General features: G+C 70.2%; 35 protein-coding genes. 34 read left to right on the top strand and 1 reads right to left on the bottom strand.

Annotation, left to right across the window (positions count from 1 at the left end; translation table 11 throughout):
• The first annotated feature begins 130 nt into the window (after window positions 1-130).
• The 14 genes from AB0B58_RS14785 (at window position 131) to AB0B58_RS14720 (ending at window position 5,214) form a co-directional block, all read left to right on the top strand.
• On the top strand, window positions 131-604 hold the full coding sequence (locus AB0B58_RS14785; protein WP_360223301.1) for a hypothetical protein: 474 nt from the start codon (window positions 131-133) through the stop codon (window positions 602-604).
• Window positions 601-834 carry a hypothetical protein gene (locus AB0B58_RS14780; protein WP_360223298.1) on the top strand — a complete coding sequence of 78 codons (234 nt, stop codon included), beginning with the start codon at window positions 601-603 and terminating at the stop codon, window positions 832-834. Before AB0B58_RS14785 ends, AB0B58_RS14780 begins: the two co-directional genes overlap by 4 nt.
• Window positions 831-1,058 carry a helix-turn-helix transcriptional regulator gene (locus AB0B58_RS14775; protein ID WP_360223295.1) on the top strand — a complete coding sequence of 76 codons (228 nt, stop codon included), beginning with the start codon at window positions 831-833 and terminating at the stop codon, window positions 1,056-1,058. Before AB0B58_RS14780 ends, AB0B58_RS14775 begins: the two co-directional genes overlap by 4 nt.
• A complete protein-coding gene (locus AB0B58_RS14770) occupies window positions 1,055-1,318 on the top strand; it encodes an HNH endonuclease (protein ID WP_360223292.1) in 264 nt (87 codons plus the stop codon). The genes AB0B58_RS14775 and AB0B58_RS14770 overlap by 4 nt, the downstream gene beginning before the upstream one ends.
• On the top strand, window positions 1,315-1,494 hold the full coding sequence (locus AB0B58_RS14765) for a hypothetical protein (protein WP_360223289.1): 180 nt from the start codon (window positions 1,315-1,317) through the stop codon (window positions 1,492-1,494). The genes AB0B58_RS14770 and AB0B58_RS14765 overlap by 4 nt, the downstream gene beginning before the upstream one ends.
• Window positions 1,491-1,751, top strand: coding sequence for a hypothetical protein (locus tag AB0B58_RS14760; RefSeq protein WP_360223286.1), 261 nt, complete (start codon window positions 1,491-1,493; stop codon window positions 1,749-1,751). Before AB0B58_RS14765 ends, AB0B58_RS14760 begins: the two co-directional genes overlap by 4 nt.
• Before the next feature lie 37 nt (window positions 1,752-1,788).
• Window positions 1,789-2,067 (top strand): hypothetical protein, encoded by a 279-nt coding sequence (locus AB0B58_RS14755; protein WP_360223283.1) that lies wholly within the window; start codon window positions 1,789-1,791, stop codon window positions 2,065-2,067.
• 65 nt (window positions 2,068-2,132) lie between these two features.
• Complete coding sequence (locus AB0B58_RS14750; protein WP_360223280.1) at window positions 2,133-3,008, top strand: helix-turn-helix domain-containing protein; 876 nt, start codon at window positions 2,133-2,135, stop codon at window positions 3,006-3,008.
• A 67-nt stretch (window positions 3,009-3,075) separates the two neighbouring features.
• Window positions 3,076-3,504, top strand: coding sequence for a hypothetical protein (locus AB0B58_RS14745; protein WP_360223277.1), 429 nt, complete (start codon window positions 3,076-3,078; stop codon window positions 3,502-3,504).
• Window positions 3,501-3,725 (top strand): helix-turn-helix transcriptional regulator, encoded by a 225-nt coding sequence (locus AB0B58_RS14740; RefSeq protein ID WP_360223274.1) that lies wholly within the window; start codon window positions 3,501-3,503, stop codon window positions 3,723-3,725. Before AB0B58_RS14745 ends, AB0B58_RS14740 begins: the two co-directional genes overlap by 4 nt.
• Complete coding sequence (locus tag AB0B58_RS14735) at window positions 3,722-3,985, top strand: hypothetical protein (protein WP_360223271.1); 264 nt, start codon at window positions 3,722-3,724, stop codon at window positions 3,983-3,985. Before AB0B58_RS14740 ends, AB0B58_RS14735 begins: the two co-directional genes overlap by 4 nt.
• On the top strand, window positions 3,982-4,638 hold the full coding sequence (locus tag AB0B58_RS14730; RefSeq protein ID WP_360223268.1) for a hypothetical protein: 657 nt from the start codon (window positions 3,982-3,984) through the stop codon (window positions 4,636-4,638). Before AB0B58_RS14735 ends, AB0B58_RS14730 begins: the two co-directional genes overlap by 4 nt.
• Window positions 4,628-4,846, top strand: coding sequence for a hypothetical protein (locus tag AB0B58_RS14725; RefSeq protein WP_360223265.1), 219 nt, complete (start codon window positions 4,628-4,630; stop codon window positions 4,844-4,846). Before AB0B58_RS14730 ends, AB0B58_RS14725 begins: the two co-directional genes overlap by 11 nt.
• 11 nt (window positions 4,847-4,857) lie before the next feature.
• Window positions 4,858-5,214, top strand: a complete 357-nt coding sequence (locus AB0B58_RS14720) for a hypothetical protein (protein WP_360223262.1) — start codon at window positions 4,858-4,860, stop codon at window positions 5,212-5,214.
• Between the two features lie 116 nt (window positions 5,215-5,330).
• Here AB0B58_RS14720 and AB0B58_RS14715 read toward each other — a convergent pair whose 3' ends face one another.
• Window positions 5,331-5,534 (bottom strand): hypothetical protein, encoded by a 204-nt coding sequence (locus AB0B58_RS14715; protein WP_360223259.1) that lies wholly within the window; start codon window positions 5,532-5,534, stop codon window positions 5,331-5,333.
• Between AB0B58_RS14715 and AB0B58_RS14710 the strand changes: the two genes are divergently transcribed.
• The 20 genes from AB0B58_RS14710 to AB0B58_RS14615 all read left to right on the top strand — a co-directional run bounded on the left by AB0B58_RS14710 (window position 5,533) and on the right by AB0B58_RS14615 (window position 21,481).
• Window positions 5,533-5,946, top strand: coding sequence for an HNH endonuclease (locus AB0B58_RS14710; RefSeq protein ID WP_360223256.1), 414 nt, complete (start codon window positions 5,533-5,535; stop codon window positions 5,944-5,946). The two genes, AB0B58_RS14715 and AB0B58_RS14710, sit on opposite strands and share 2 nt — an antisense overlap.
• A gap of 94 nt (window positions 5,947-6,040) precedes the next feature.
• A complete protein-coding gene (locus AB0B58_RS14705; protein WP_360223253.1) occupies window positions 6,041-6,433 on the top strand; it encodes a hypothetical protein in 393 nt (130 codons plus the stop codon).
• Complete coding sequence (locus tag AB0B58_RS14700; protein ID WP_360223250.1) at window positions 6,378-7,955, top strand: terminase; 1,578 nt, start codon at window positions 6,378-6,380, stop codon at window positions 7,953-7,955. The genes AB0B58_RS14705 and AB0B58_RS14700 overlap by 56 nt, the downstream gene beginning before the upstream one ends.
• A 10-nt stretch (window positions 7,956-7,965) precedes the next feature.
• Window positions 7,966-8,187 carry a hypothetical protein gene (locus AB0B58_RS14695; protein WP_360223247.1) on the top strand — a complete coding sequence of 74 codons (222 nt, stop codon included), beginning with the start codon at window positions 7,966-7,968 and terminating at the stop codon, window positions 8,185-8,187.
• A gap of 130 nt (window positions 8,188-8,317) precedes the next feature.
• Window positions 8,318-8,554, top strand: coding sequence for a hypothetical protein (locus tag AB0B58_RS14690; protein ID WP_360223244.1), 237 nt, complete (start codon window positions 8,318-8,320; stop codon window positions 8,552-8,554).
• A 1-nt stretch (window position 8,555) separates the two neighbouring features.
• Window positions 8,556-9,959: a phage portal protein gene (locus tag AB0B58_RS14685; protein WP_360223241.1), complete on the top strand. Its 1,404-nt coding sequence runs from the start codon at window positions 8,556-8,558 to the stop codon at window positions 9,957-9,959.
• Window positions 9,956-10,660 carry an HK97 family phage prohead protease gene (locus tag AB0B58_RS14680; protein WP_360223238.1) on the top strand — a complete coding sequence of 235 codons (705 nt, stop codon included), beginning with the start codon at window positions 9,956-9,958 and terminating at the stop codon, window positions 10,658-10,660. Before AB0B58_RS14685 ends, AB0B58_RS14680 begins: the two co-directional genes overlap by 4 nt.
• Window positions 10,653-12,182 carry a hypothetical protein gene (locus AB0B58_RS14675; RefSeq protein WP_360223235.1) on the top strand — a complete coding sequence of 510 codons (1,530 nt, stop codon included), beginning with the start codon at window positions 10,653-10,655 and terminating at the stop codon, window positions 12,180-12,182. Before AB0B58_RS14680 ends, AB0B58_RS14675 begins: the two co-directional genes overlap by 8 nt.
• Window positions 12,183-12,250: 68 nt before the next feature.
• Window positions 12,251-12,679 carry a hypothetical protein gene (locus AB0B58_RS14670; RefSeq protein ID WP_360223232.1) on the top strand — a complete coding sequence of 143 codons (429 nt, stop codon included), beginning with the start codon at window positions 12,251-12,253 and terminating at the stop codon, window positions 12,677-12,679.
• 2 nt (window positions 12,680-12,681) lie between these two features.
• Window positions 12,682-12,924, top strand: coding sequence for a hypothetical protein (locus tag AB0B58_RS14665; RefSeq protein ID WP_360223229.1), 243 nt, complete (start codon window positions 12,682-12,684; stop codon window positions 12,922-12,924).
• On the top strand, window positions 12,924-13,193 hold the full coding sequence (locus AB0B58_RS14660; RefSeq protein ID WP_360223226.1) for a hypothetical protein: 270 nt from the start codon (window positions 12,924-12,926) through the stop codon (window positions 13,191-13,193). The genes AB0B58_RS14665 and AB0B58_RS14660 overlap by 1 nt, the downstream gene beginning before the upstream one ends.
• Window positions 13,194-13,202: 9 nt before the next feature.
• Window positions 13,203-13,817 (top strand): hypothetical protein, encoded by a 615-nt coding sequence (locus AB0B58_RS14655; protein ID WP_360223223.1) that lies wholly within the window; start codon window positions 13,203-13,205, stop codon window positions 13,815-13,817.
• Window positions 13,818-14,240, top strand: a complete 423-nt coding sequence (locus AB0B58_RS14650) for a hypothetical protein (protein WP_360223220.1) — start codon at window positions 13,818-13,820, stop codon at window positions 14,238-14,240.
• Window positions 14,241-14,244: 4 nt separating this feature from the next.
• Window positions 14,245-14,577 carry a hypothetical protein gene (locus AB0B58_RS14645; protein WP_360223217.1) on the top strand — a complete coding sequence of 111 codons (333 nt, stop codon included), beginning with the start codon at window positions 14,245-14,247 and terminating at the stop codon, window positions 14,575-14,577.
• A 1-nt stretch (window position 14,578) separates the two neighbouring features.
• Window positions 14,579-15,328, top strand: a complete 750-nt coding sequence (locus tag AB0B58_RS14640) for a hypothetical protein (RefSeq protein ID WP_360223214.1) — start codon at window positions 14,579-14,581, stop codon at window positions 15,326-15,328.
• Window positions 15,329-15,337: 9 nt separating this feature from the next.
• The gene (locus AB0B58_RS14635; protein WP_360223211.1) at window positions 15,338-15,757 is read left to right on the top strand and encodes a radical SAM protein; all 420 of its coding nucleotides are present in this window, start codon (window positions 15,338-15,340) and stop codon (window positions 15,755-15,757) included.
• Window positions 15,757-16,272: a hypothetical protein gene (locus AB0B58_RS14630; protein WP_360223208.1), complete on the top strand. Its 516-nt coding sequence runs from the start codon at window positions 15,757-15,759 to the stop codon at window positions 16,270-16,272. The genes AB0B58_RS14635 and AB0B58_RS14630 overlap by 1 nt, the downstream gene beginning before the upstream one ends.
• Window positions 16,273-16,295: 23 nt before the next feature.
• Entirely contained in the window at window positions 16,296-16,673 is a 378-nt protein-coding gene (locus AB0B58_RS14625; RefSeq protein ID WP_360223205.1) for a hypothetical protein, read from the top strand.
• A gap of 132 nt (window positions 16,674-16,805) precedes the next feature.
• Window positions 16,806-18,728 (top strand): hypothetical protein, encoded by a 1,923-nt coding sequence (locus tag AB0B58_RS14620; RefSeq protein WP_360223202.1) that lies wholly within the window; start codon window positions 16,806-16,808, stop codon window positions 18,726-18,728.
• A complete protein-coding gene (locus AB0B58_RS14615; RefSeq protein WP_360223199.1) occupies window positions 18,725-21,481 on the top strand; it encodes a hypothetical protein in 2,757 nt (918 codons plus the stop codon). The genes AB0B58_RS14620 and AB0B58_RS14615 overlap by 4 nt, the downstream gene beginning before the upstream one ends.

Genomic DNA, 21,481 nt, shown 5'->3' with positions numbered 1-21,481 from the left:
GACCGCTCGAATGCCCCCACGCGGGTCGCTGGCCGGGCCCGCACGTGTGCTGGACGTGGAGTGGATGGCCGCACATCTGCCGGTGCCTTCGGTGCCACACCGGCGTCCACCTCCCGATCGGAGGCCAGGCGTGACCAGCATGCGCAAGCTCAACCGGCGGCTACTCCGCTGGGACCGCTACGCCCACCGGACCTACTGGAACCCGCGCGTGACCCGACCGCGCTGGATGGGGCGCGCCTCCATCGCCTTCGGGCACCGCCGCGCCTGGGACGCGCGCGAAAAGGAGCAGGAGCGCCGGTTCTGGGACGAGACCCCGGAGGTCTGGCTCGGCGGACCAGCGGGCGAGGCGGCCCTGATCGCCGGCGTCTGCGCGCCCTGCTTCGACTGCGGCCTGCCGGACACGTACGACGGCCAAGGCGACGGCATCGGCTCGTGTGAGTGCCCGCGCTGCGAGCGGTGCGGGTCCGGGCCCGGCTGCGATTGCCGGTGGGACGACGACAACTTCGCGTGCCCGTGCGGCGGTGGCTGCTGGGACGACAGGCCGGACGACGACGGGCCGCCGATGGAGACCGTCACGGCGTTCCAGGATGCGGGGCTGCTGTGACCGTACGCATCATGCTCCGCTGCACCGGCCGCGACGACGTCGTCCTCACCCTCGAACCCGGCAGGTACGCCCGGGTGAACCTGGAGCACGGACCCGAGCGGCCGATCATCGCGGTCAGCGCGTTGCTCCTCGAGGACGCCACGGGCGACGTCACCCCAGCCGGGCTGCACATCGACGAGCAGCTGCCGGCCGTCACCGAGCAACTCGGCCTGATCGGAGGTGCCCGGTGAGCGTCGCCACCGAACCGGCTGTCCACCTCACCCCTCGCCGGCAGCAGACGCTCCAGCTCGTCGCCGACGGATACACCGACCGCGAGATCGCCGACCAACTGGACATCGGCGAGCGCACCGCCATCACGCACGTCCGGGAGCTCCGCTGGCTGCTCGGCGCCCGCAACCGGGCGCACGCCGTGGCGCTCGGCTACGAGCTCGGGCTACTCGGAGGTGCCCGGTGACGAGCAGCAAGACCGCACGCCGCCGCCGGGTCATCAACCGCTGGAGCTCCGACTGCTGGCTGTGCGGCCTGCCCATCGACCTGGCCTTGGCATCACCGGCGCCGGGCTCGTTCTCGATCGACCACGTCACGCCGCAGGCGTACGGAGGCAGCGACAGGCTGCCCAACCTGCGTCCGGCGCACCGGTCGTGCAACGCGGCCCGTGGACACCGCTACGTCTCGCAGCGGCCGAGGCTGCGACTGCTCGGGGGTGCCCGGTGATCGAGCACCTGAGCTGGCTTAGCGAGCAGGCCGCGGAAGGGCGCCGCGTCGACACCGACGAGCTGTGGACCCTGCTCTACCTCCGTCTCGGCGAGAACCGGCCGCTCACCGACCGGATCTGGCGCGCCTGGGTCACCAAGCCTGAAGGTCTCGGCCGGCCGGGAGGTGCCCGGTGAGCGCGCCGCAGAGCCCTCGCGAGCTGCGTGAGGAGATCCTCCGCAAGCACGCCCGCACCGGCCCTAACGGGAACGTGTCGCGTTGCTATCCGCCGCCCGGCCGAAGCGGTGCGGCGAAGGTCATCTTCCGTACCAAGGGGGCCGCCGAGCGTGCCGAGAAGGAGCTCACCGAGAGGACCGAGACGCTCCACATGAGGCCGTACCCGTGCAGCCATGCGGACCACTGGCACCTCAGCAAGATGGGCGCGACGTCATGACCGGGCCGACGGCGATACGCGGGCTCAAGGGCTGGCCGTGAGCCCCCGGCAGTTCGGCAAAGTCGACGTCTCGGTGAGCTGGTCGCCCTGCGGCAGCTGCCCACACCGGCACCCGTCGACCGCGCCCTGCCCGCCGCCGTCCGGCGTCTGGCTGGTGCTCGCCTTCTGCCACCGCTGCAAACCCAAGGGCGGCCAGTACTGCTCGCGGCACGGCGGCCACCGCGTCCCGCAACCAGAGCCCGCCGAAGCGCACCACACGCTGCCTGACGACCAGGAAGAGCACCGCCGGCGGGCCGGCGAGAAGGAGGGCGCCTGACCTGTCCCGCGACTCGAGACCTCGACGTACAAGAGCCAATCACCACCGCACCGGAGGATCCTCGCGTGACCTCAACAACCCACGAGCTCGGCGCCACCGCCGGCGCCTGGAACGCCGTGATCCGGCGCGCCCGGATCGGCCGCGAACGCAAGGCGGCCGCCCTCGTGGTGTCCAGCTACGCCCGCGCCGACGGCACCCGCATCCACTGCGGCGTAGCCCGCCTCGCCGTCGACCTGGAGGTCTCGTACAGCACCGCCCGCCGCTACCTCGCATGGCTCCGCGACGTCGGCCTCATCGAGTTGGTCCGCGCCGGGAACCGCCACCGGCAGCTCTCCGACGAGTACCGGCTGATCCTCGGCGCGGACGTCATGGAACACCTGGACGTGCTCAACCCGGCCCAGCACAAGAAGCTCACCGACGACATGCGCGAGGCCAACCGGAGCGGATCGCGGGAGCGGACGCAACGCGCCACCAAGGCAGCTCTGCGCTCACCCAGGATGAGCGCAGACGAGAGCTCGGTTCTGCGCTCATCCAGAGTGAGCGCAGAAGACGCCGAATCGGCCGAACCTCTGCGCTCACCCAAGGCGAGCGCAGAGACGGGAGTTCTGCGCTCATCTGAGGCCAGTTCTGCGCTCACCCAGGATGAGCGGCCATCTCTCCGCTACATCTCCCCGAGTAGTTCTATCTCCCCGAAACCTTCTGACGATGAAGACCCTGGAGCGCAACTCACGCGGGCGGCGCCCGCTGCCCGCGAAGAGCCTTCCCCTGTCGTCGAGATTTTCCCGGGCGCCTCCACCCACCCGCCGCACATGCCGCCGCCGCGCAGGGTCAGCCGGGCCGAGCAAGCCATCGCCGACGCCACCGCCCGCCGCGCGCAACGCCGCGCTGAGCACCTCGCCCAACTCGCCGCCGAGCAGTCCACGACCACGGAGGTGTCCTGATGCCCACGCCGAGACCGCACGCGCCCCGCGCGCACACCTGCCGCCCCCGCCCGGCCGAGGCCCGGCCATGACCGACCTGCGCGACCAGCTCGCCGTCGACGAACTCGCCCGCATCGCCGTGCATCTCGCCGCGCGCGTCCGCGACGAAGACCCTGAGGCCAACGGCCGCTGGCTCGCCACCGTGCTGCCCAGCCCCGACGACTGGTTCCGGCTCGCGTTCATTCTCGCCGCGGCCATTCCCGTGGACCGGTCCTGGAACCAACTCACCGGCTGGGCACTCCTGCAGCCCGGCGCCGGCTCCGACGAGGACCGACCGCGCCTGAAGCGCTCCCGGCACACCGACGTCAGGCCGTGCGGCACCGCAGCGGCCGCCAGGCGCCACCGCTACCACGGCGAGGCGCTCTGCGACCTGTGCCGGGTCACCGAACAGGCCCGCGACCGGGAGCGCCGGCGTATTCGCGCTGGCAACCCGACACCCGAACGGAGGGCCGCATGAGCCGCCCGTACCTGAGCCCCCGCCAGCGCGACTGCGTACGCCTCGCCGCCGCCGGGCTCGAACAGCGCCACATCGCCGACCGCCTCGGCCTGAAGTTCGGCACCGTGCGCATTCACCTCACCGACGCCCGCAAGCTCCTCGGCGCCCGCAACACCGCACATGCCGCCGCCCTGGCCGTGCACCACGGCATCGTCACCGCCGAACACCTGGAGCTGCCGTGACCGCCGGCTGGGTCAGACGCGCGCCCCAAGACGCGCACCGCTGCGACCCGCCGCAGAACTCCCTGGGCGACCCCTCCGGCCGCCGCGACGACCTCTGGCGCTGCGACTGCGGCGACCTCTGGCGCATCGGCCGAGCCTGCGCAGCCTGCGAGTACTACGGCTACGGCAACCACGGCGGCCAGCACCGGGTCGGTAACGCCTGGCGCCCGGCAACCCTCTCGCAGCGGATCGGCGTGCGGATGCGGCGGTGGCGGCGATGACCACCCTGGCCGACTTCATCGACGAACTCCTCGTCCTCTGGCCCGCACTCCCCACCGCCCTCGCCCGCGACGCCGGCATCCAAACCGGCGAACGCGTGACCACATCCGAGAACGTCCACACCGTCCCGCTGAACGTCGACGTCGCCGCCGTCCTCGTCGACCTCCACCGCGAAATCCCGGACTGGGCGCGCTGGGCCGCCGAAACCGCCGGAGAGACCCCAACAGCCTCCGGCGGCATCCCCGGGCATCTCCGGCGGATCCAAGCGCTTCATGATCGCCTCAGCGGCCTCGGACGCACCCGCGACGCCGAACGCCTCGCCACCACCGTGCATGCATGGCTCACCGCCTGCCGCCGGGCCCTCGGCCTCAACCGCCCCGACCGGCCATTCGGCGAACACTGCCCACGCCACGACCAGCCCCTCACCGCCCTGGTCCTGCCCGGCGACCACGGCCACCTCCGCTACACCAGGACCGATCGCCACGGCCACCCCATCGACGCCCACATCGTGTGGTCCCGCATCGAGATCGTCTGCTGCCGGCACTGCGACGCCATGTGGACACCCGAGCGGTACATGCTCCTCGGCCGGCTCATCCGCCAAGCCAACCGCGACCGCGAGCACCAGGCCGCCGAGGAGACCGGCGATGCCGCGTAGCAACCCCGACCACCTCGTCGACGCCCGAGACGCCGCCGCGTACGTCGCACGCCTCCGCGGCCGACCATGCGCGCCCGGCACCATCCGATCCGCCGCCAGCCGCCACCACATCGGCCGCCACGGCCGCCGCGGCCGCTGCACCCTCTACGACCTACGCGAGATACACCGATGGGTGACAGGCTGTGACGCCGAGCGGCCCGACGAATAGGCTGTCGCCTCGTGCCTTGTTTCGTGCTGAAGTGCCAGAACAACCCAGAAGAGATCTTCCTGGTACGCGAAGAACCACGAGTTGAGACCGCCGTCTGCCGAAGCCACCACGAGCTCCTGGCCGAAGGCGCAGAGTGGACCTTCGACCCAGAGTCCCGGCGGATCATCATGGGCAACGACCTGCTCGGGACGGGCGAGTACGTGGTCAGTACGCGACCCATGTCGATCCAGTGGAACAGGGCCGACCCGCCGGGCGTCAAGCGGCTGAATCTCGAGGTACGTCGGCGCGGCAGCGGCACCAGCGAACGGCTCGAACTGGTCCTCTCCGACGACGCCCGTGACGGAATCAGGAGCCTTCTCGGCGACTGACTTGACACCGCCTGACAAGGCCGCAACACTTTGATCATGCGGACCGCACTCTGCCCGCGACTGTAGGCCCCCGCACCCCCGTGGCGGGGGCTTCGTCATGCCCGCGGCCGAGGGCCCTAGTCAGGCGTCCGCACCTCTGCGGGAATCAGATGGAGAGTGTCGCCGTCCGCGGCCTGGTCGCGGCGCATCACCGCGAAGTGCTGACCGCCGAACGAGATGTCGCCGCCGGCGTAGCGCTCGGGGATGTAGAGGGTGCCCATCTTCTGCGGCTTCCCGCCGGTGAGGATGAGATCCAGTCGGAAGCTCAGTCTGTGATCCATGACGGTGATGGTTGAGGCGAGAGCAGCGAACGCAACGGACCGCGCGTCCGCCTCCCAGCGCAGACTCCATCGCCTACCGGGGGAAGGCATGTCCGCACGGTGGGCAGGACGCAAGGGCAGGGCATGGCGTGAGCTCTGCACCCAGGTCTACGCCGACCCCGCCGAGACCCACTGCATCAGGTGCGGCAAGGCCGTTGACAAGGACATGCGAGGCACCGCACCCCACTCACGCAGCGTGGACCACATCATCGCCATCGACCTCGGCGGGGCCAGGCTGAGCAGGGACAACGTTGCGCTCGCCCACTTCGGATGCAACTCACGCCATGGTGCAAACGTGCGATGGGCCAAGCACAGGGGCACACCCATGGTGGGCACCCGCATGATCGTCGACGTCGACCCTCACTCGCTGTGACGGGTAGGGGGTTCGAAATGACCAAAACGGACATTGCCTGACCCCACGCTACTACCTCCCAAATATCCCCCCGCTTCGAAATCAGGAGGCCGCGGTGGGTGACTTCGGACCACGCGGACAGCGCCTCTGGAACGACCTGAACGGCACGGACGCGGCCCCGGCCGAGCGGGTGCTCATCGAGGAAGCCGCGCGCCTCGCTGACCGCCTGGACGTACTGGACCGGGTGCTCACCACCGGCGGGGACTGGCTGAGTTTCGAGCCGGTGACCCCGGACGGCACGGTCGTCCGGGTCGTGATCACGAACGTGCTCGCCGAGGCCCGCCAGCAGCAGGCGACGCTCAAGCAGCTGCTCGCCGAACTCCGCCAATCCCGTGCCGTCGGCAAACCGATGGGCAGAACCGCACCAGCCACGGGCGAGGGGGTGCCGCCGGGTGTTGCAGACTTCGGCGCCTTCGCCGCTACTCGGAGCCCGAAAGCCACGGGTTGAGCTCTACCCGCCCCACGAGCGGACGTACGGCCCGGCCACGGTCGACCTGACCCGGCGCGCCGGGCAGGACCTGGACGACTGGCAGGGCGACTCGGTCGACCTCATGCTCGGGCTGCGCGCCGACGACAAGTGGGCGTGCCCGGAGTTCGCCGAGTGGGTGTCCAGGCAGAACGGCAAGGGCGGCATCGGCGAGGCTCGGGTGCTGGCGGGCTTGTTCATCGTCCACGAGAAGCTGATGCTCTGGTCGGCGCACGAGGTCAAGACCGCCCTCGAAGCGTTCCGCCGGGTCGAGGATCTGCTGTACGGGCTCGGCCATCCGGGCGGCAAGAACCTGATCATCGTCGAGAACATGCCGGTGCAGGTCCGCAACGCGGCCGGCCAGCTGGTGACCGAGCTGCGCGACGTGCCGATCAAGGTGTCGAACACCAACGGCAAGGAGTCGTTCGAGCGGCTCGACACCCGGCAGCGGCTGATGTTCATCGCCCGGTCGAAGGGGTCGGGCCGCGGCTTCTCCGGCGACCTGAACGTGATCGATGAGGCGTTCGCGTACACGCTGGAGCAGCAGGCGGCGCTCATGCCGACGCTGTCCGCACGGCGCAACCCCCAGCTGGTCTACCTGTCGTCGCCGCCGCTGGACGGCGAGTCCGGCGACGTGATGTACAACCTGCGGGAGCGTGCGGAGGCCGGCGGCGACGAGGGCCTGGGCTACCGGGATTGGGGCCTGGCCGGGCACCTGTCGAACCTGCGGGTGATCGACCTCGGCGACCGGCGGAACTGGGCGAACGCCAACCCGGCGCTCGGCGGCCGCATCTCCGAGGAGTCCGTGGCCCGGGAGTTCCGCGCCATGTCGTCGGAGGACTTCGCCCGCGAGCGCCTCGGCATCTGGCCGCGGCGGATCGGCGGGGCCGGCGGGGTGATCGACGCCCAGCTGTGGGCGCAGCTGATCGACGAAGCATCCCGGCGCGATGGCGACGTGGCCCTGGCCGTCGACGTGACGCCGCTGCGGGATCACGCGTCGATCGCGATGTACGGGCTGCGTGAGGACGGCCTCGGCCACGTCCAGGTGGTGACGTACGGCGAGGGCGTGGACTGGGTCGTCGGGAAGCTCATCGAGCTGAAGGCCGTGCTCGATCCGGTCGCGATCGGCCTGGACCCGAAGGGTGGCGCGGCGTCGCTGCTCGGCGAGCTCGAGGTGGTCGGGATCCGGCCGCCGGCGGAGGCGGAGTTCCCGGCCCGCGGCGACCTGGCGCTCCCGGCGGTGCACGAGGTGGCGCAGGCGACGGGCCAGTTCATCGACGCGGTCCGGGAGAAGAAGCTTCGGCACATCGGCCAGACCGAGCTGACCAGCGCGACCGCGAACGCGAAGACCAGGCCGCTGGCGGACGCGGTGGCATGGGGCCGCAAGCAGAGCGACGTGGACATCTCGCCGCTCGTCTCGGCGACGTTGGCGCGGTGGGCGTACGTGACTCGGATCGGCGCGAAACCGAAGGCGCAGGAGCTGACCGGCTCCCTGATGGCGTGAGGAGCTGGCCATGACGACCATGACGCTGAACGCGGCGGTGGACCGCATCAACGAGCGGGCCGGCCAGGTGGACTGGCGGCGGGTGTTCCTGGTCGCCCTGATGGTGCTGCCCTTCCTGCTCTTCTACGTCGCCCGGCTGGTCGTACGCGCGGTCGGCTGGGTGCTGGCCTGGCTGTGGGCGGCGGGCATGGAGGGCTGGGCCGCCGCCGGGCCGAAGGCCGGTGCGCCGTGAGGCGTAGCGACGTTTTCGGGATCCTCCTGCCTCTTCTTTTGGTGCTTGCGATCTGCGGCATGGCCATGCACGTCACCGGCCAGGACAACGCCTGCCCGACCGAGATCGACTGGATCGGGAGGTGCAAGCCGTGAGCTACGAGCTGATAGTGCGGCAGCACGACACCGGAGTCGAGCTGCTCGGCGAGGCCCCCGAGCGGCTCCGGATCGCCCGGGAGCTGCTCGACGACGCCGACCCGGCCGTGTTGGTCAAGGTCAACGACCGGGGCGACATCATGTTCACCCTGACCAACGCCGTGCTCTGGTACCGGCGCGTCGGCCTGGTCGACGGCGACCACCGGGTCATCGAGTTCGAGCGGACGGCCTGAAATGGGTCTGCTCGAGCGGATCCAGGCGCGGCGCCGCGGGGAGCACCTGAGCCGGGCGTGGCCGGTCGGCAAGGGCGAGTTGATCGCCCCCGACTACGCCTACGGCCACGACCAGTCCGAGTTCAGCCCGGAGGAGTACGGCGACTACGCCGCCACCAGCAACGACATCTACACCGTCGTGGCGCAGCGGGCCCGGCTCATGTCCGGCATCCAGCTGCGGTTCTACCGCGGCCGCAGCTCCGACAAGGTCGAGGTCACCGACCACCCCGCGGCCAACCTGTTCAGCTACGTCAACCCGTTCTGGACGGGCGAACGCCTCGCCCGCATGGACGAGATGTGCATGGGCCTGTGGGGCGAGACGTTCTGGGCCCTCGAGGGCCCCAAGGGCGCGCCGAAAGAGATCTGGTGGCTGAAGCCCTCGAGGGTGCGGCCGGTGCCGCACGAGACCGGCTACATCCAGGAGTTCGCCTACCACTCCGTATCCGGCGAGATCCTGAAGTTCAAGCCGCACGAGATCGTCTGGCAGCGATACCCGAACCCGATCGACGAGTTCTCGCCCCTGTCGCCGCTGGCCGCGGCCCGGCTCGCCGCCGACACAAGCACCGCGATGGCGAAGTCCAACCAGCAGCTGTTCCGCCAGGGCATGCAGATCGCCGGGATCATCGTCCCGCCAGCCGACAAGGTGACGTTCAGCCAGGACCAGGCGACGGACCTGGAACGGGCGCTGGAGAAGCGGCTGACCGGGGCGGACAAGGCACACCGGTGGGCGGTCCTGCGGTACGAGGCGCAGTTCAAGCAGATGTCGATGTCGCCGAAGGACGCGGAGTTCGTCGCCGGCCTGGGCCTGTCGTTCCGCGCTGTCTGCCGCGCTTACGGCATGCAGTCCACGCTCCTCAACGACGTAGAGAACGCGACGCTGGCCAACGCGTCGGCGTTCGAGCGGATCGAGTGGACCCGCGCGCTGAAGCCGGACGCCGAGTTCAAGGCCGCGGAGATCCGCGAGCAGTACCTGCCGCGGTTCCGCGGGACGGGCCGGCCGGACTGGTGCGAGTACGACCTGTCGTCGGTGCCGTCACTTCAGGAGTCGGCGACGGAGTCGTGGACGCGCGAGGCACAGGCCATCGACCGTGGCGCGATCACGATCAACGAGTGGCGCAAGGGCAAGGGCATGCCGCCGGTGGCCTGGGGCGACCAGCCGTACATGCCGGTCAACAAGGCCCCGGTCGGCCCGGACGGGCAGCTGCAACTCCCGGCGCCGGCGGCCGGCGAGAAGCTGCCGGACGACGAGGTCAACCCGGCGAACCAGCCGCCGCAGTCCACCGGCGAGAAGGCCGCGGTCCTCGACCACCTGTCCGCGCGCCGGCTGTTGGCGTCGTTCACACCGATCAACGGAGCGAAGCTATGACCATCCACCGCGCGCTCGGGTTCGTGGACCGGTCCGCGCTGTCCGACGACTCGCCGCTGCGGGTGGTCATGGCCAGCGAGGGCCGCCAGGCCGACGGCATCGACCTGCGCATGTCCGGCGCCCGCCTGGAGCGGTACCGCGGCAACCCGGTCCTCGGCTACGGCCACAGCTACTGGGGTCGGATGAATCTGCCGATCGGTCGCGTCGACCCCGACTCGATTGCCGTCGAGGGCAAGCAGATCGTCGGCCGCCTCGAGTTCGACGAGGACGACGAGTTCGCCCGCCAGGTCGAGCGCAAGCTGCGCAAGAAGTTCCTGAATGCGGTCTCGATCGGCTTCGACGTGACCGAGTGGGAGTCGGAGAACGACAACTACTACCGCGGCGGCGTCGCCACCGGCTGGGAGCTGACCGAGCTGTCGGTGGTGCCGGTCCCGATGGACGCGGCCGCCCTGGTCACCTCCGGTCGCGGCCTGGACCTCGCCGACCCGGACCTGCTCGCCGCGGTGCGCTCCATCTCCGAGGACGAGTTCTCGCGGCTGCTGGTGCGGCTGACCGCGCTCGGCAACGTGGCCGCCGGCAAGCCTCCGTTCGTCGAGCCGATCGACGACCCCGACCCTGAGCCGCCGGCCACCGGCGTGCCCACCGACACCGCGCGAGGGCTCCTCGACGCGTTCACCTTCACGAAGGAGAGTCATGCCTGACCTCACCATCGAGGAGCTGGGGACTGAGGTCCGGCAGCGCCTCGACGCCATCAACGAGCACGTCTCGTCCAGCACGTCGGACGAGAAGCTGCGCCAGCTCATGACCGAGGCGATCGAGGGCCTGAAGGACGACGAGGAGTTCGTCCGCAAGATCCGCTTCGGTGCCGGGCCCGCCGACACGCAGCTCGTCGGCACGAAGTACGCCCGGTGGGGCCTCAGCGTCTCCGACGTCGAGTTCCTGCACGACCTGATGACCAGCCAGCAGGGAACGCAGCGCAAGGGCGGCGGCGTGCACCCTGGCCCGTCGGAGGAGCTGACCCGCACCTTCGACTCGATCTCGGCGGCCCGGTACCTGTCCGCCGACAAGATCCAGGCGATGGACCGCAAGGCCATCGACGACATGTTCCCGCGGATCCCCCTGGCCGAGTTCCACGGCCAGGACCGCGAGCTGGCCCGGGCGGGCAAGTACGAGCTGACCGGCGCCTACCAGCGGGCCATCCGCGCGATGGACACCGCCGAGTCGGGTTTCGGCTCCCAGCTGGTCGGGGCGCAGTACGTGCACGACCTGTGGGACGCCCCGCGCAAGCTCGGCCGGATCTTCCCGCTGATCGACAGCTTCGAGATGACCGACCCGACGGCGTACCTGCCGGTCGAGGTCGACATCCCGGAGATGCTGTACGTCACGGAGAACACAGCGAACAACTCGTCGGACTACACCACGGTCAAGACCGGCAGCCAGCGGGTTCAGGTCGACGCGAAGAAATTCATCATCCACCAGATGTGGTCGGGTGAGATGGAGGAGGACTCCATCATCCCGTTCATTCCCTTCTTGCGCCGGCAGGCGGCGCTGTCGGTGGCGCACTACTCGGACTCGCTGGTCCTGAACGGCGACACCACGAACGCGGCGACCGGCAACATCAACCTCGACGACGCCGACCCGGCCGACACCAAGCACTACCTGGCGTTCGACGGCATCCGGCACGCCGCCCTGGTCGACAACACCGCGAACGGTGTCAGCGTCGCCGGGGCGATCACCCTGTCGCAGCTCAACAACCTGCGCGCCCTGATGATCGACACGACCCGGCTGGTCGACTGGGGGCACCCGACCAACTCGGACGACCTGGTCTACGTGTCGGACCCGTTCACCGCGGACAAGATCGCGATGTTCGACGAGTACCTGACCGTCGACAAGTACGGCCCGCAGGCCACCGTCTTCAACGGCGAGGCCGGCCGGATCCTCGGCCACCGGCACATCAGCTCCATCGCGATGTCGCTGACCGAGGCCGACGGCAAGGTGTCCACGACCGGCGGCAACAACATCAAGGGCCAGGTCGCCGCGGTCAACACCCGCGGCTACAAGGTCGGGTGGAGGCGCAGGGTGATGGTCGAGACCGAGCGTCTGCCCGGCCGCGACCAGACCCGCATCGTCTACTCGCTGCGTCTGGGCATGGGCCGGTTCACGCCGACCGGTGCCGCGTCGGGCATCGAGTCGACCGCGAACGCCTACAACATCAGCGTCTGACCCCACATCCGCTCCGAGGCAGGGCCGAACCCGTACTGGGTCCGGCCCTGCCGGCTTGAGGAGGCACCGTGCAGATCGACCGCACCATCGCCAAGGGCCAGCTCGTCCCCCTGGTCTTCATGCAGGACGCCCTCGCCGCGTCGCAGACCGACGTGCAGCTGCTCATCGCCGAGGTCGCCTCGGCGGCCAGCAACGCCATCGACGGGTACGTCATGCCGTTTGCCGGCGAGATCGTCGGCGTCACCGCCCGGCTGTCCGCCGCGGCGACGGCCGGCACGCTGACCGTCGGGCCGACGGTCAACGGCACCGAGAAGACCGACCCGACCCTGTCGATCACCACCGCCGTGTCGGCGTCGGACACCGCGGTGCGCGGCACGTCGACGTTCGTGGCCGGGGATCTGATCGGCGCCGAGATCACCACCGGTGGCACCTGGGACGGCACCACCGCCGACCTCGGCGTCGTTGTGTGGGTGCTGCTCTACCTGGACGGAATCTGATCGTGGACCCCTACCAGGTGCAGCACCGCTACGCGGCGTACCGCGACGGCCAGCAGATCGGCCCGTGGGCCGAGGGCGACCAGGTCGAGCTCTCTACCGCGGACGCCGAGTGGGTGAACCGGGACTCGCCCGGCACTCTGCTCGCCGCCGGCGGTGTCATCAAGGCCGTAGCCGACGGGCCCGCGCGGCAGAAGCCCGCCGGCGCGAACCGGCAGCACCGCGGCAGCCCGAACAGGGGGAAGTGATGTCCGACGCCGCTATCAAGGCCGTGTCGGCCACCGCCGACATCACCACCGCCGACGCCTACCTGCACTGCGCCGTCCTCACCGGCGGCTCGGACGCGGCCACCGCGGTCATCCGCGCCGGCGGCTCCGGCGGCGTCATCGTGCTGACGCTAAAGGCCGCCACGGCGACCACGGTGTCGACCGGTCAGCTCGGCCCGGCGTTCTGCGAGAACGGCATCCACGTCACCCTGACCGGGACGGCCCCGGCCTTCACCGCCACCTTCGAGTGAGGTGATGTCGTGGCGGTCATCAACGGGTACGCCACGGTGGCCGAGCTCCGCGAGCACTTCGGCGACGCCAACAACCAGCTGACCACCGTCCTGCTCGAGCGGGCGATCAACGCCACCAGCCGGGCCATCGACAAGCACACCGGCCGCCGCTTCTGGCAGGACGCCACCGCACAGTCGAAGGTGTTCCGGGTCGACGACGCGTACGAGGCCGACGTCGACGACATCTCCACCACCGACGGCCTGATCGTCGCCACCGACAGCACCGGCGACGGCACCTTCGCCACCACCTGGGCGGCGAGCGACTACCAACTGGAGCCGCTCAACGCCGACACCGAAGAGGTCGCACACGCCTGGTGGCGGATCGTCGCCGTCGACCGGTACACCTTCCCGGTCCACGCCCGCCGGACCACGCTGCGGGTCACCGCACAGTTCGGCTGGTCGGCGATCCCCGACGACGTCAACGAGGCGTGCCTGATCCGCGCCGCGGCGCTCTTCAAGCGCAAGGAAGCGATCTTCGGCGTGGCCGGCTTCAACGGCTTCGGCGAGGTCCGCATCGGCCGCAACGACCACGACGTGGTCTCGCTGCTCCACCCGTTCGTCAAGATCCGAGTGGGGGCGGTCTGAGTGGCGTCGCTGACCGCGGTCCGCGCCGCCGTCAAGACCACCCTCGAGGCGGCGATCCCGAGCCTGCGCGTGTACGACAAGGTTCCCGGGATCGCCCAGGTGCCGGCCGCCGTCGTCGAGCCGGTCACCGCCGACTTCCTCGTCGCGATGGGCCGAGGAACCGACACCTGGCAGTTCAACCTCCACGTCCTGGTCGCCGACGCCGAGGAGTCCCTCGGCCAGGCCCAGCTCGACGAGTACGTCTCCGGCGCCGGGACCAAGTCCATCCGTGCGGCGGTCTTCGCCGCCAGGACTCTCGGCCTGTCGAACACCGACGCGCACATCGCCGCGGTCACCGCGTACGGCGGCCAGTTCGAGTCGGCCGACATCGCTCACATCGGCGCCACTCTGCGCCTCGTCGTCCACACCAAGGGATCGGAGTGAACTCGTGCCCGAGAGCATGATCAAGTTTTGCAAGAAGGACGACGGGAAAGCCGCCATCGGCACCGGCAAGCGACCGATCGAATTCTGCCGCGCCCACTACGTCGAGGTCTACGGCGACCAGTTCCAGGCCTGGAACGTGATCATCCCGCACAAGGCGATGGGCATCGACCCCGAGGACATGGCCATCGCCTGCGCCAAGACCGGCGAGGACATCTCCGCCGGAACGGTGTGGCTCGACCCGGTCGAGACGAGCATCGCCGCGCTGGTCTACGGCGGCCTGATCGAGGCCATCCCCGCCAAGTCGGCCCCGGCCAAGGCCGGCAAGACCGAGGCCTGAGATGGGCTCCTACGCCGCGAACAACATCACGACGTGGTTCAGCGGCCACGACATGACCGGCCAGCTGAACAGCACCGCCCTGGCCCTGTCCTACGACGCCCTGGACGCCACCGTCTACCAGCCCGCCACGGTGACCAACCCGTCCCGCGTCCGCGTGGCCGGCCACGAGGACGCCAAGCTGGACGAGGCCGGCTTCTGGGAGGCCGGTGACGGCCTGATCGACCCGACCGCGTTCGCTGCTCTCGGCGGCGGCTCGCAGGTCGTCTCCGCGTCGAACGACGGCGCCGAATCGTCGGTCGCCTACCTGTTCCGGGCCCGACAGTTCAACTACGAGATCTTCGGCCAGGTCGGCGAGCTGATCCCGTTCCGGCTGACCTGCCAGTCGGCACGCGGCACCGGCTTGGCGTCGGTGTCCGCGGTCCGGGGCCGGGTCCTCAAGACGAGGGCCGACGTGTCCGGCACCGGCGCGACCGGCACCGCCTACCAGCTCGGCGCGGTCTCGGCCGGCCAGTACCTGTACGCCGCCCTGCACGTCTTCTCCGCCGGCACGACCATCACCGCCGTGCTCGAGTCCGACAGCGACAACACGTTCGCCAGCGCGACCACGCAGGCGACGTTCTCGGCCATCACCGCGGTCGGCGGGACCTGGGCCACCCGGGTGGCCGGGCCGATCACCGACACCTGGTACCGGCTGCGCATCACGGCCTGCACCGGAACCTTCTCCATCGCCTGCACCGCGGGCATCAGGTAAGGAGCACCCATGTCCGCATACGCCCTGACCGACTGCCGGGTGGAAATCAACTCGGTGGTGGTGTCCGCGTTCTGCACCGGCGTCACCCTGCCGATGGAGTACGAGGCCCTCGAGGACACCGCCTTCGGTGACACCAGCCGGTCGCGGATCGCCGGCCTCGGCGACTCCACGCTGTCGGCGCAGTTCAACCAGGACCACGCCGCGTCAGCCACGGACGTCACGCTGTACACCGCACACGCCACCCGAGCGCCTGTCGTCGTCAAGGTCCGCCCGACCACCGCGGCGATCGGAGCCACCAACCCTGAGTACGTCGGCTCCTACCTGCCGAACCAGCACAACCCGTTCGGGAACTCGGTCGGCGAGCTCGCGAAGACGCAGATCTCCTGGCCACTGTCCGACGCCGACGGCATCGCCCGGAACACGTCCTGATGAGCCTCACCGCCAGCATCACCGGCCGCGCCGAGCTGCGCCGCCTCGCCGCGCAGATCAAAGCCGTCGGCGACAAGGGCATGGCCCGGGAGATGTCCGCCGCGCTGCGCAAGGCGGGCAAGCCGGTGGCGGAGTCAGTGCGGCGTGAGGCCATCGCCGCGATGCCGGCACGGGGCGGCTACCGGGCTGAGATCACGCGGTCGCTGAAGTTCCGGGTGGCGCAGCGGACCGGCGCCCGCACGGCGTCGCTGACGCTGACGACGTACGCGGACGGCACGAAAGAGCGGCGCGACATCCGCGCACTCGACGACGGCCGGCTGCGACACCCGGTGTACGGCCGGTCGCGGCGGATCAAACGCGGCCCCCGCGCGGGTACGGCGCAGCCGAACCCGTGGTCGATGACCAGGATCCGGGCGGGGTTCCACCGCCGCGGGACCGACGGCGCGGCTGACGAGGCCGCCCGCGAGATCGGGAAGGTCCTGGACGACTTCGCGTCCAGGCTGCTGAAGGGCTGAAGTCGTTGAGATCCCGTTCCCTGTTGAAGCCGTTCCGGTTCCGGTTCACCGACGAGGCCGACGTTGCCCGCTTCGGTGACCGCTGGTACGTCTACGACGAGACCGCCATCGTGCGGATGCCGGCCCGCCAGCAGGCGCGGCTGGAAGCCGCGTTGGGCGGCCTGAAGCTGGTGCGCGTCATGACGGAGTTCGCCGAGGACGGCGTCATGGGCCGGCTCGCCGCGACCTGGATCGGCGTGCACCTGGCGGCACCGGACCTTGCGGGCGACTTCGACAAGTACGAACCGCTGGTCTTCCTGGTGCACTTCGAGCAGATCCTCGACGAGCCGCAGGAGGACGTCGCGGTCCCTTTGGACCCGACGCCTTCGGAGAGTTCGCCGACCTCGCCGACGACGGTGTAGCCCGGCTTCTGGCCCGGGTGGAGCCGTTCTTCACCTTCGAAGCGGGCATCCCACCGCACCGCCTGGGCGACCTGACCGTCGGTCAGATACGTGCACACCTCGACTACTTCACCGCGAGGAAGGAGAGTCGAGATGGCCGGTGACGACCGGAAGATCAACCTCGATCTCTTCGCCCGGGACAACACGAAGTCCGGCACCGACTCCGCGGCGCGGAACCTCGACAAGTACGGCAAGGCCGCCGACGAGAGCGCCAAGCGCGTCGAGAAGCTCAACCGCGAGTCGGACCTGCTCGAGCGGGAGATGGAATCTCTGGCCCGGGCCTTCGCCGACACCGAGGACGCCGCCGAGCGTGCGGACCTGTCGAAGGGGATCCGCGCCCTCGAGGCCGACCTGCGCAAGATCAGCAAGAGCAAGGGCATCCTCGAGGGGATCATCCCGGAGGAGCCGGACGAGGACACCTCGAAGGGTTTCGGCCGCAAGCTGATCAGCAACATCGGCGCCGGCATCACCGACGCCGGCATGTCGGTCGCTACCAAGGCCGGCGCCTCGGTCGGTCCCGTCGTCGGCGGCGCGATCGCCGCGGCGGCCGCGCCGCTGATCGCCTCCTCCCTCGCCGGGGCCATCATCGGCGGCGCCGGTATCGGCGGTGTCGTGGGCGGCCTCATGGTCGCGCGCAAGGACCCGCGGGTCGCCGGCGAGATCAAGGCCCTCAGTGACGGCCTGAAAGACCGGCTGACGAGCGCCGCCGACGGTTTCGTGCAGCCCGCCATCGAGGGCGTCGGCATCATCCGCAAGGCCCTCGACACCATCAACGTCGAGGAGATCTTCGCCGACTCCAAGGAGTATGTGGTCCCGCTCGCCGAGGGCGTCGGCACGGCGCTCGAGGGGCTCGGTGACGGCCTTGAGGACCTGGTCGCGAACGCCGGGCCGGTCATCGACTCGATCGCCGACGGGATCGGCAAGATCGGCACGGAGGTCGGCGAGGGCCTGTCCAGCCTGGCCGACAACGCCGAAAGTGCGGCGGATGGCCTGGACACGGTGTTCACCTCGCTGGGTCACCTGACGGACATTTCGTTCGGGACGATCAACGGCCTGATGGAGCTGAACGAGCAACTGCAGGGCACGACCCTCGAAGCCGGCGCGGGGCTCAAGGCGGTCAACCAGCTCCTCAGCGACGGCAGTGGCACCCTCGGCCACTACAAAGTCGGCACCGACGCCGCTGCCGACGGCATCGGCAAGGTGGGCGAGGCCGCTACGGCGGCCAAGGACCCGCTCGACACATTCATCCAGCAGCTGCACGACTCGGTCGAGGCGGGTCAGAGCCTGTACGACTCGGAGACCGACGTCGCGGAGGCCCTCGACAAGGCGCGCGAGGCGGCGGAGAAGAACGGGAAGACCACCGACGCCAACACCGAGAAGGGCCGCGCCAACCGGGAGGCGCTCAGCACCCTGGCGACCCAGTTGCGGGACAACTACACCAAGTACGTCGAGCTGAACGGAGCCAGCGGGCAGGCGAACGTTGTCGCCGAGCAGAACCGCCAGGCGTTCATCCGGACCGCGACCCAGTTCGGCAAAACCAAGGCCGAGGCCGAGAAGCTTGCCGACGAGATCCTTGGCATCCCGAAGACCGCGGGCACCCGGGCGGTCTGGGAGGACACGAAGGCCGAGAAGGAGATGCGCGCGTACATCGCGCTGCTGAAGAAGATCCCGGCGCACAAGCGGACGGTCGTCGAGACCGCCCGGATCGTCACCGGTTCTACCGGGTCGAGTTCCGCGCTGGACTCCGCGCTCCGCAAGAACGCCCGGGCGGAGGGCGGCCCGGTCCGCAAGGGCGAGGCGTACCTGGTCGGCGAGAAGCGCGCCGAGGTGTTCGTCCCGGACCGTGACGGGCAGATTATTCCGAGCGTCCAGGACTACGCGCGCGGCGGCCGCATGGGCGGCAGCTCGCCCGTCGCCGGCGTACAGACGGTCCGCCACGTCTTCGACGTGACCGGCGCCGAGACCAAACACCTGGCCTGGCTCCGGGAGATGTTCCGCACCGGGCAGCTGCCGTGAGCGCCGTCGGCACGCCGTTCGAGCCCGTGGTGCGGATCTACCCCGGCGGCAACCCGGTCGACCAGGAGAACTGGCCCGCCGGCGTCGACATCACCACGTCGGTGCGCCGGCCGGGCTCCCAGGGCGGTCAGCCGATCACCTACTCGGGTGGCCGGCCCGACGAGGCCGCGTCGGCGGACGCCGGGAAGATGAACCTGACCCTGGACGATGCCGCCGGCGACTTCTCGACCGCCAACCCCAACGGCCGCTTCTACGGGCTGCTACGCCGGGGCACGCCGATCACCCTGGCCGTGCGGTCGGGCGTCGACGACTTCAGCCGCACCGTGGCCGGCGGGCTCGGCACGTCGTCGGGCGGCGCCTCCTGGGCCTCCGCGGCGATCTGGTCGACCGACGGCACCAGCGCGCAGGCCGCGTTCCCGGCCGCTAACGCCGCCACGGCGCCGCGCCTGGCCGACGCGAACATGCGCGACTTCGACGCCTACATGACGGTGTGGCCGACCGTCGCCGCTACCGGCTCCGACCTCGTCTACGGGCTCATGGCCCGGGCCGATTCGACCGGCGCGGAGCTGCTCATCTTCGCCGTCTGCTTCAACACCGGCGGGGCGGTCCAGGCCAAAATCTTCCGGATCTACTCCGGTGGCCTCGTCGTCCTCTCCTCGGTCACCCTGGCCGCCACCTACGTGGCGAACGACAAGTTCCGCGTGCACGCCCAGGGCGTCGGCGAGGATCTGCGCCTGCGCGTGTGGAAGCCCGCCGACCCAGACAACCCGGAGGACGACGAGCCGGACACGTGGAGCACGACGACCACCGACACGGTCCTCGCCGACGCGCGGATCTACAGCACCAGCGGCCTGTACTTCTGGCGCACCAACGGGAACACCAACCCGGGGACGGTGAACTTCAAGGTCGCGGACCTGTCGTACGAGGCCATCGAGTTCACCGGCTCGGTCATCTCGTGGCCGGTGCGGTGGGACAAGAGCGGCCGCGACTGCTGGGCGCCGATCCAGGCCGCCGGGATCCTGCGGCGGATCCGGCAGAACTCGACCGCGCTGCGGTCGCCGCTGTACCGACAGCTGTCCGGCTACTCACCGATCGGCTACTGGCCCCTCGAAGACGAGTCCGGCGCCACCCGGTTCGCGTCCTCGGTGCCGTACGTCGGTGCGGCCCGCGGCTCCGACGTCAACGCCGCGCAGGACTCGACCCTGGCCGGCGCGAGCGTGGCCCCGGTGTTCACCGCCGCGGCCGGCCGGATCCGGGCGACGACGAGCCGAAGGCAGACCGGCACCGGCTTCGCCGCGCTGTTCCTCGCCAAGCTGGCCGGCACGCCCGGCTCCGATACGACCCTCGCCACGTACACCGCCGCCGGGCTGATCACTCGGTGGGAGTTGCGGCTGGAGTCGAGCGGGACGGTGATCCGGGTCCGAGGTTACGAGGCCGACGGCACGCTGACGGTCAACAGCACCACCGGCGTCGGCGGCGTGACCAGCTGGAATTCCTGGGTTGCGTGGCAGCTGGAGGCGGAACGCTCCGGCGGGACGGTCAGCTGGGCGATGAACTACCACGCCGTCGGCGATACGGCCACCTACACCGTGAACTCCACGTACGCCAGCTCGGTGACGCCGCGGGTGTACGGCGTCGACCTTGGCGGCAGCGACTGCAACGGCGCCGCCTGGTCGCACCTGTGGATCGGCGAGAACACTCTGCCGTTCGTCGACGCCACGTTCTACGCCGTGTCGGACGGCTACCGGGGTGAGCTGGCCGCCGACCGGATCGAGCGGCTGTGCCTCGAGGGCAACGTGCCGTGCGTCATCGACAGCGCCGCCATCCCGTCCGCCGCCGACGACTCCGCGGCCATGGGCCCGCAACGACCGGGGTCGCTGCTCAACGCGATCGAGGAAGCGGCTGCGGCCGACTACGGAATCCTGTACGAGTACGGCAACGGCCTGCGGTACCGGCCGCTGACGGCACGCTACGAACAGCCAGTCGACCTCGAGCTGTCCGTGCCGGCCGGTGAGATCGACCAGCCGCCGGACCCGGCCGACGACGACCAGAAGGTCCGCAACGACTGGACCGTGGCCCGCTACGACGGCAGCAGTGCCCGGGTCTTCGATCAGGAGCACATCGACGCCGAAGGCCTGTGGGACGACACGGCCACGATCAACGTCGAGACCGACGACGTCCTGCCGGATCAGGCCGGCTGGCGCACGTACCTGGGCACCCGGCCGGACCCGCGCTGGCCGCAGATCACGATCAACTTCGCCCGGAGCCCGCACCTGCTGCCAGCGTGGCGCATCGCCCCGTTCGCGCCCCGGATCCAGGTCACGACCGGCCTCGACCAGGTGGCCGGCTCCGACCCGGACGTGATCGCGGAGGGCTTCGAGGCCACGCTGTGGCCCGACGGCTGGACGATCGCGTTCAACTGCTCCCCGGCCGGGCCGTACGACATCCCGCTGATGGACGACTCGGGCTGGGTCCTCGACTCCGAAACCAGCGCCCTGGACGCCGGCATCGACGACAACGACACGGCGATCGTCGTCGACTACGGCGACGACCCGTACTCGGCCTGGCACGACGGTGACGAGCCGATGGCCATCGAGATCGGCGGCGAGGTGATGACCCTGACCGCGGTGTCCGCCCTGTTCAGCACCTCCAAGCAGACCTTGACCGTCACCCGCTCGGTGAACGGCATCGTCAAGTCCCACGCGGCCGGGGCCCTGGTCCGGCTGGCCGAACCCGTCTATCTGGCGCTGTAG

The organism is Actinoplanes sp. NPDC049118, from assembly GCF_040648555.1.
Lineage (GTDB): Bacteria > Actinomycetota > Actinomycetes > Mycobacteriales > Micromonosporaceae > Actinoplanes.
This window is presented reverse-complemented; position numbering and strand designations above follow the sequence as displayed.

Excerpts from the sequence above, each read along its gene's own strand:
- AB0B58_RS14745 (WP_360223277.1), top strand. The coding sequence starts at position 3,076 with ATGACCGACCTGCGCGACCAGCTCGCCGTCGACGAACTCGCCCGCATC.
- AB0B58_RS14740 (WP_360223274.1), top strand. The coding sequence starts at position 3,501 with ATGAGCCGCCCGTACCTGAGCCCCCGCCAGCGCGACTGCGTACGCCTC.
- AB0B58_RS14730 (WP_360223268.1), top strand. The coding sequence starts at position 3,982 with ATGACCACCCTGGCCGACTTCATCGACGAACTCCTCGTCCTCTGGCCC.
- AB0B58_RS14725 (WP_360223265.1), top strand. The coding sequence starts at position 4,628 with ATGCCGCGTAGCAACCCCGACCACCTCGTCGACGCCCGAGACGCCGCC.
- AB0B58_RS14710 (WP_360223256.1), top strand. The coding sequence starts at position 5,533 with ATGACGGTGATGGTTGAGGCGAGAGCAGCGAACGCAACGGACCGCGCG.
- AB0B58_RS14715 (WP_360223259.1), bottom strand. The coding sequence starts at position 5,534 with ATGGATCACAGACTGAGCTTCCGACTGGATCTCATCCTCACCGGCGGG.
- AB0B58_RS14695 (WP_360223247.1), top strand. The coding sequence starts at position 7,966 with ATGACGACCATGACGCTGAACGCGGCGGTGGACCGCATCAACGAGCGG.
- AB0B58_RS14685 (WP_360223241.1), top strand. The coding sequence starts at position 8,556 with ATGGGTCTGCTCGAGCGGATCCAGGCGCGGCGCCGCGGGGAGCACCTG.
- AB0B58_RS14680 (WP_360223238.1), top strand. The coding sequence starts at position 9,956 with ATGACCATCCACCGCGCGCTCGGGTTCGTGGACCGGTCCGCGCTGTCC.
- AB0B58_RS14675 (WP_360223235.1), top strand. The coding sequence starts at position 10,653 with ATGCCTGACCTCACCATCGAGGAGCTGGGGACTGAGGTCCGGCAGCGC.
- AB0B58_RS14660 (WP_360223226.1), top strand. The coding sequence starts at position 12,924 with ATGTCCGACGCCGCTATCAAGGCCGTGTCGGCCACCGCCGACATCACC.
- AB0B58_RS14640 (WP_360223214.1), top strand. The coding sequence starts at position 14,579 with ATGGGCTCCTACGCCGCGAACAACATCACGACGTGGTTCAGCGGCCAC.
- AB0B58_RS14635 (WP_360223211.1), top strand. The coding sequence starts at position 15,338 with ATGTCCGCATACGCCCTGACCGACTGCCGGGTGGAAATCAACTCGGTG.
- AB0B58_RS14630 (WP_360223208.1), top strand. The coding sequence starts at position 15,757 with ATGAGCCTCACCGCCAGCATCACCGGCCGCGCCGAGCTGCGCCGCCTC.
- AB0B58_RS14620 (WP_360223202.1), top strand. The coding sequence starts at position 16,806 with ATGGCCGGTGACGACCGGAAGATCAACCTCGATCTCTTCGCCCGGGAC.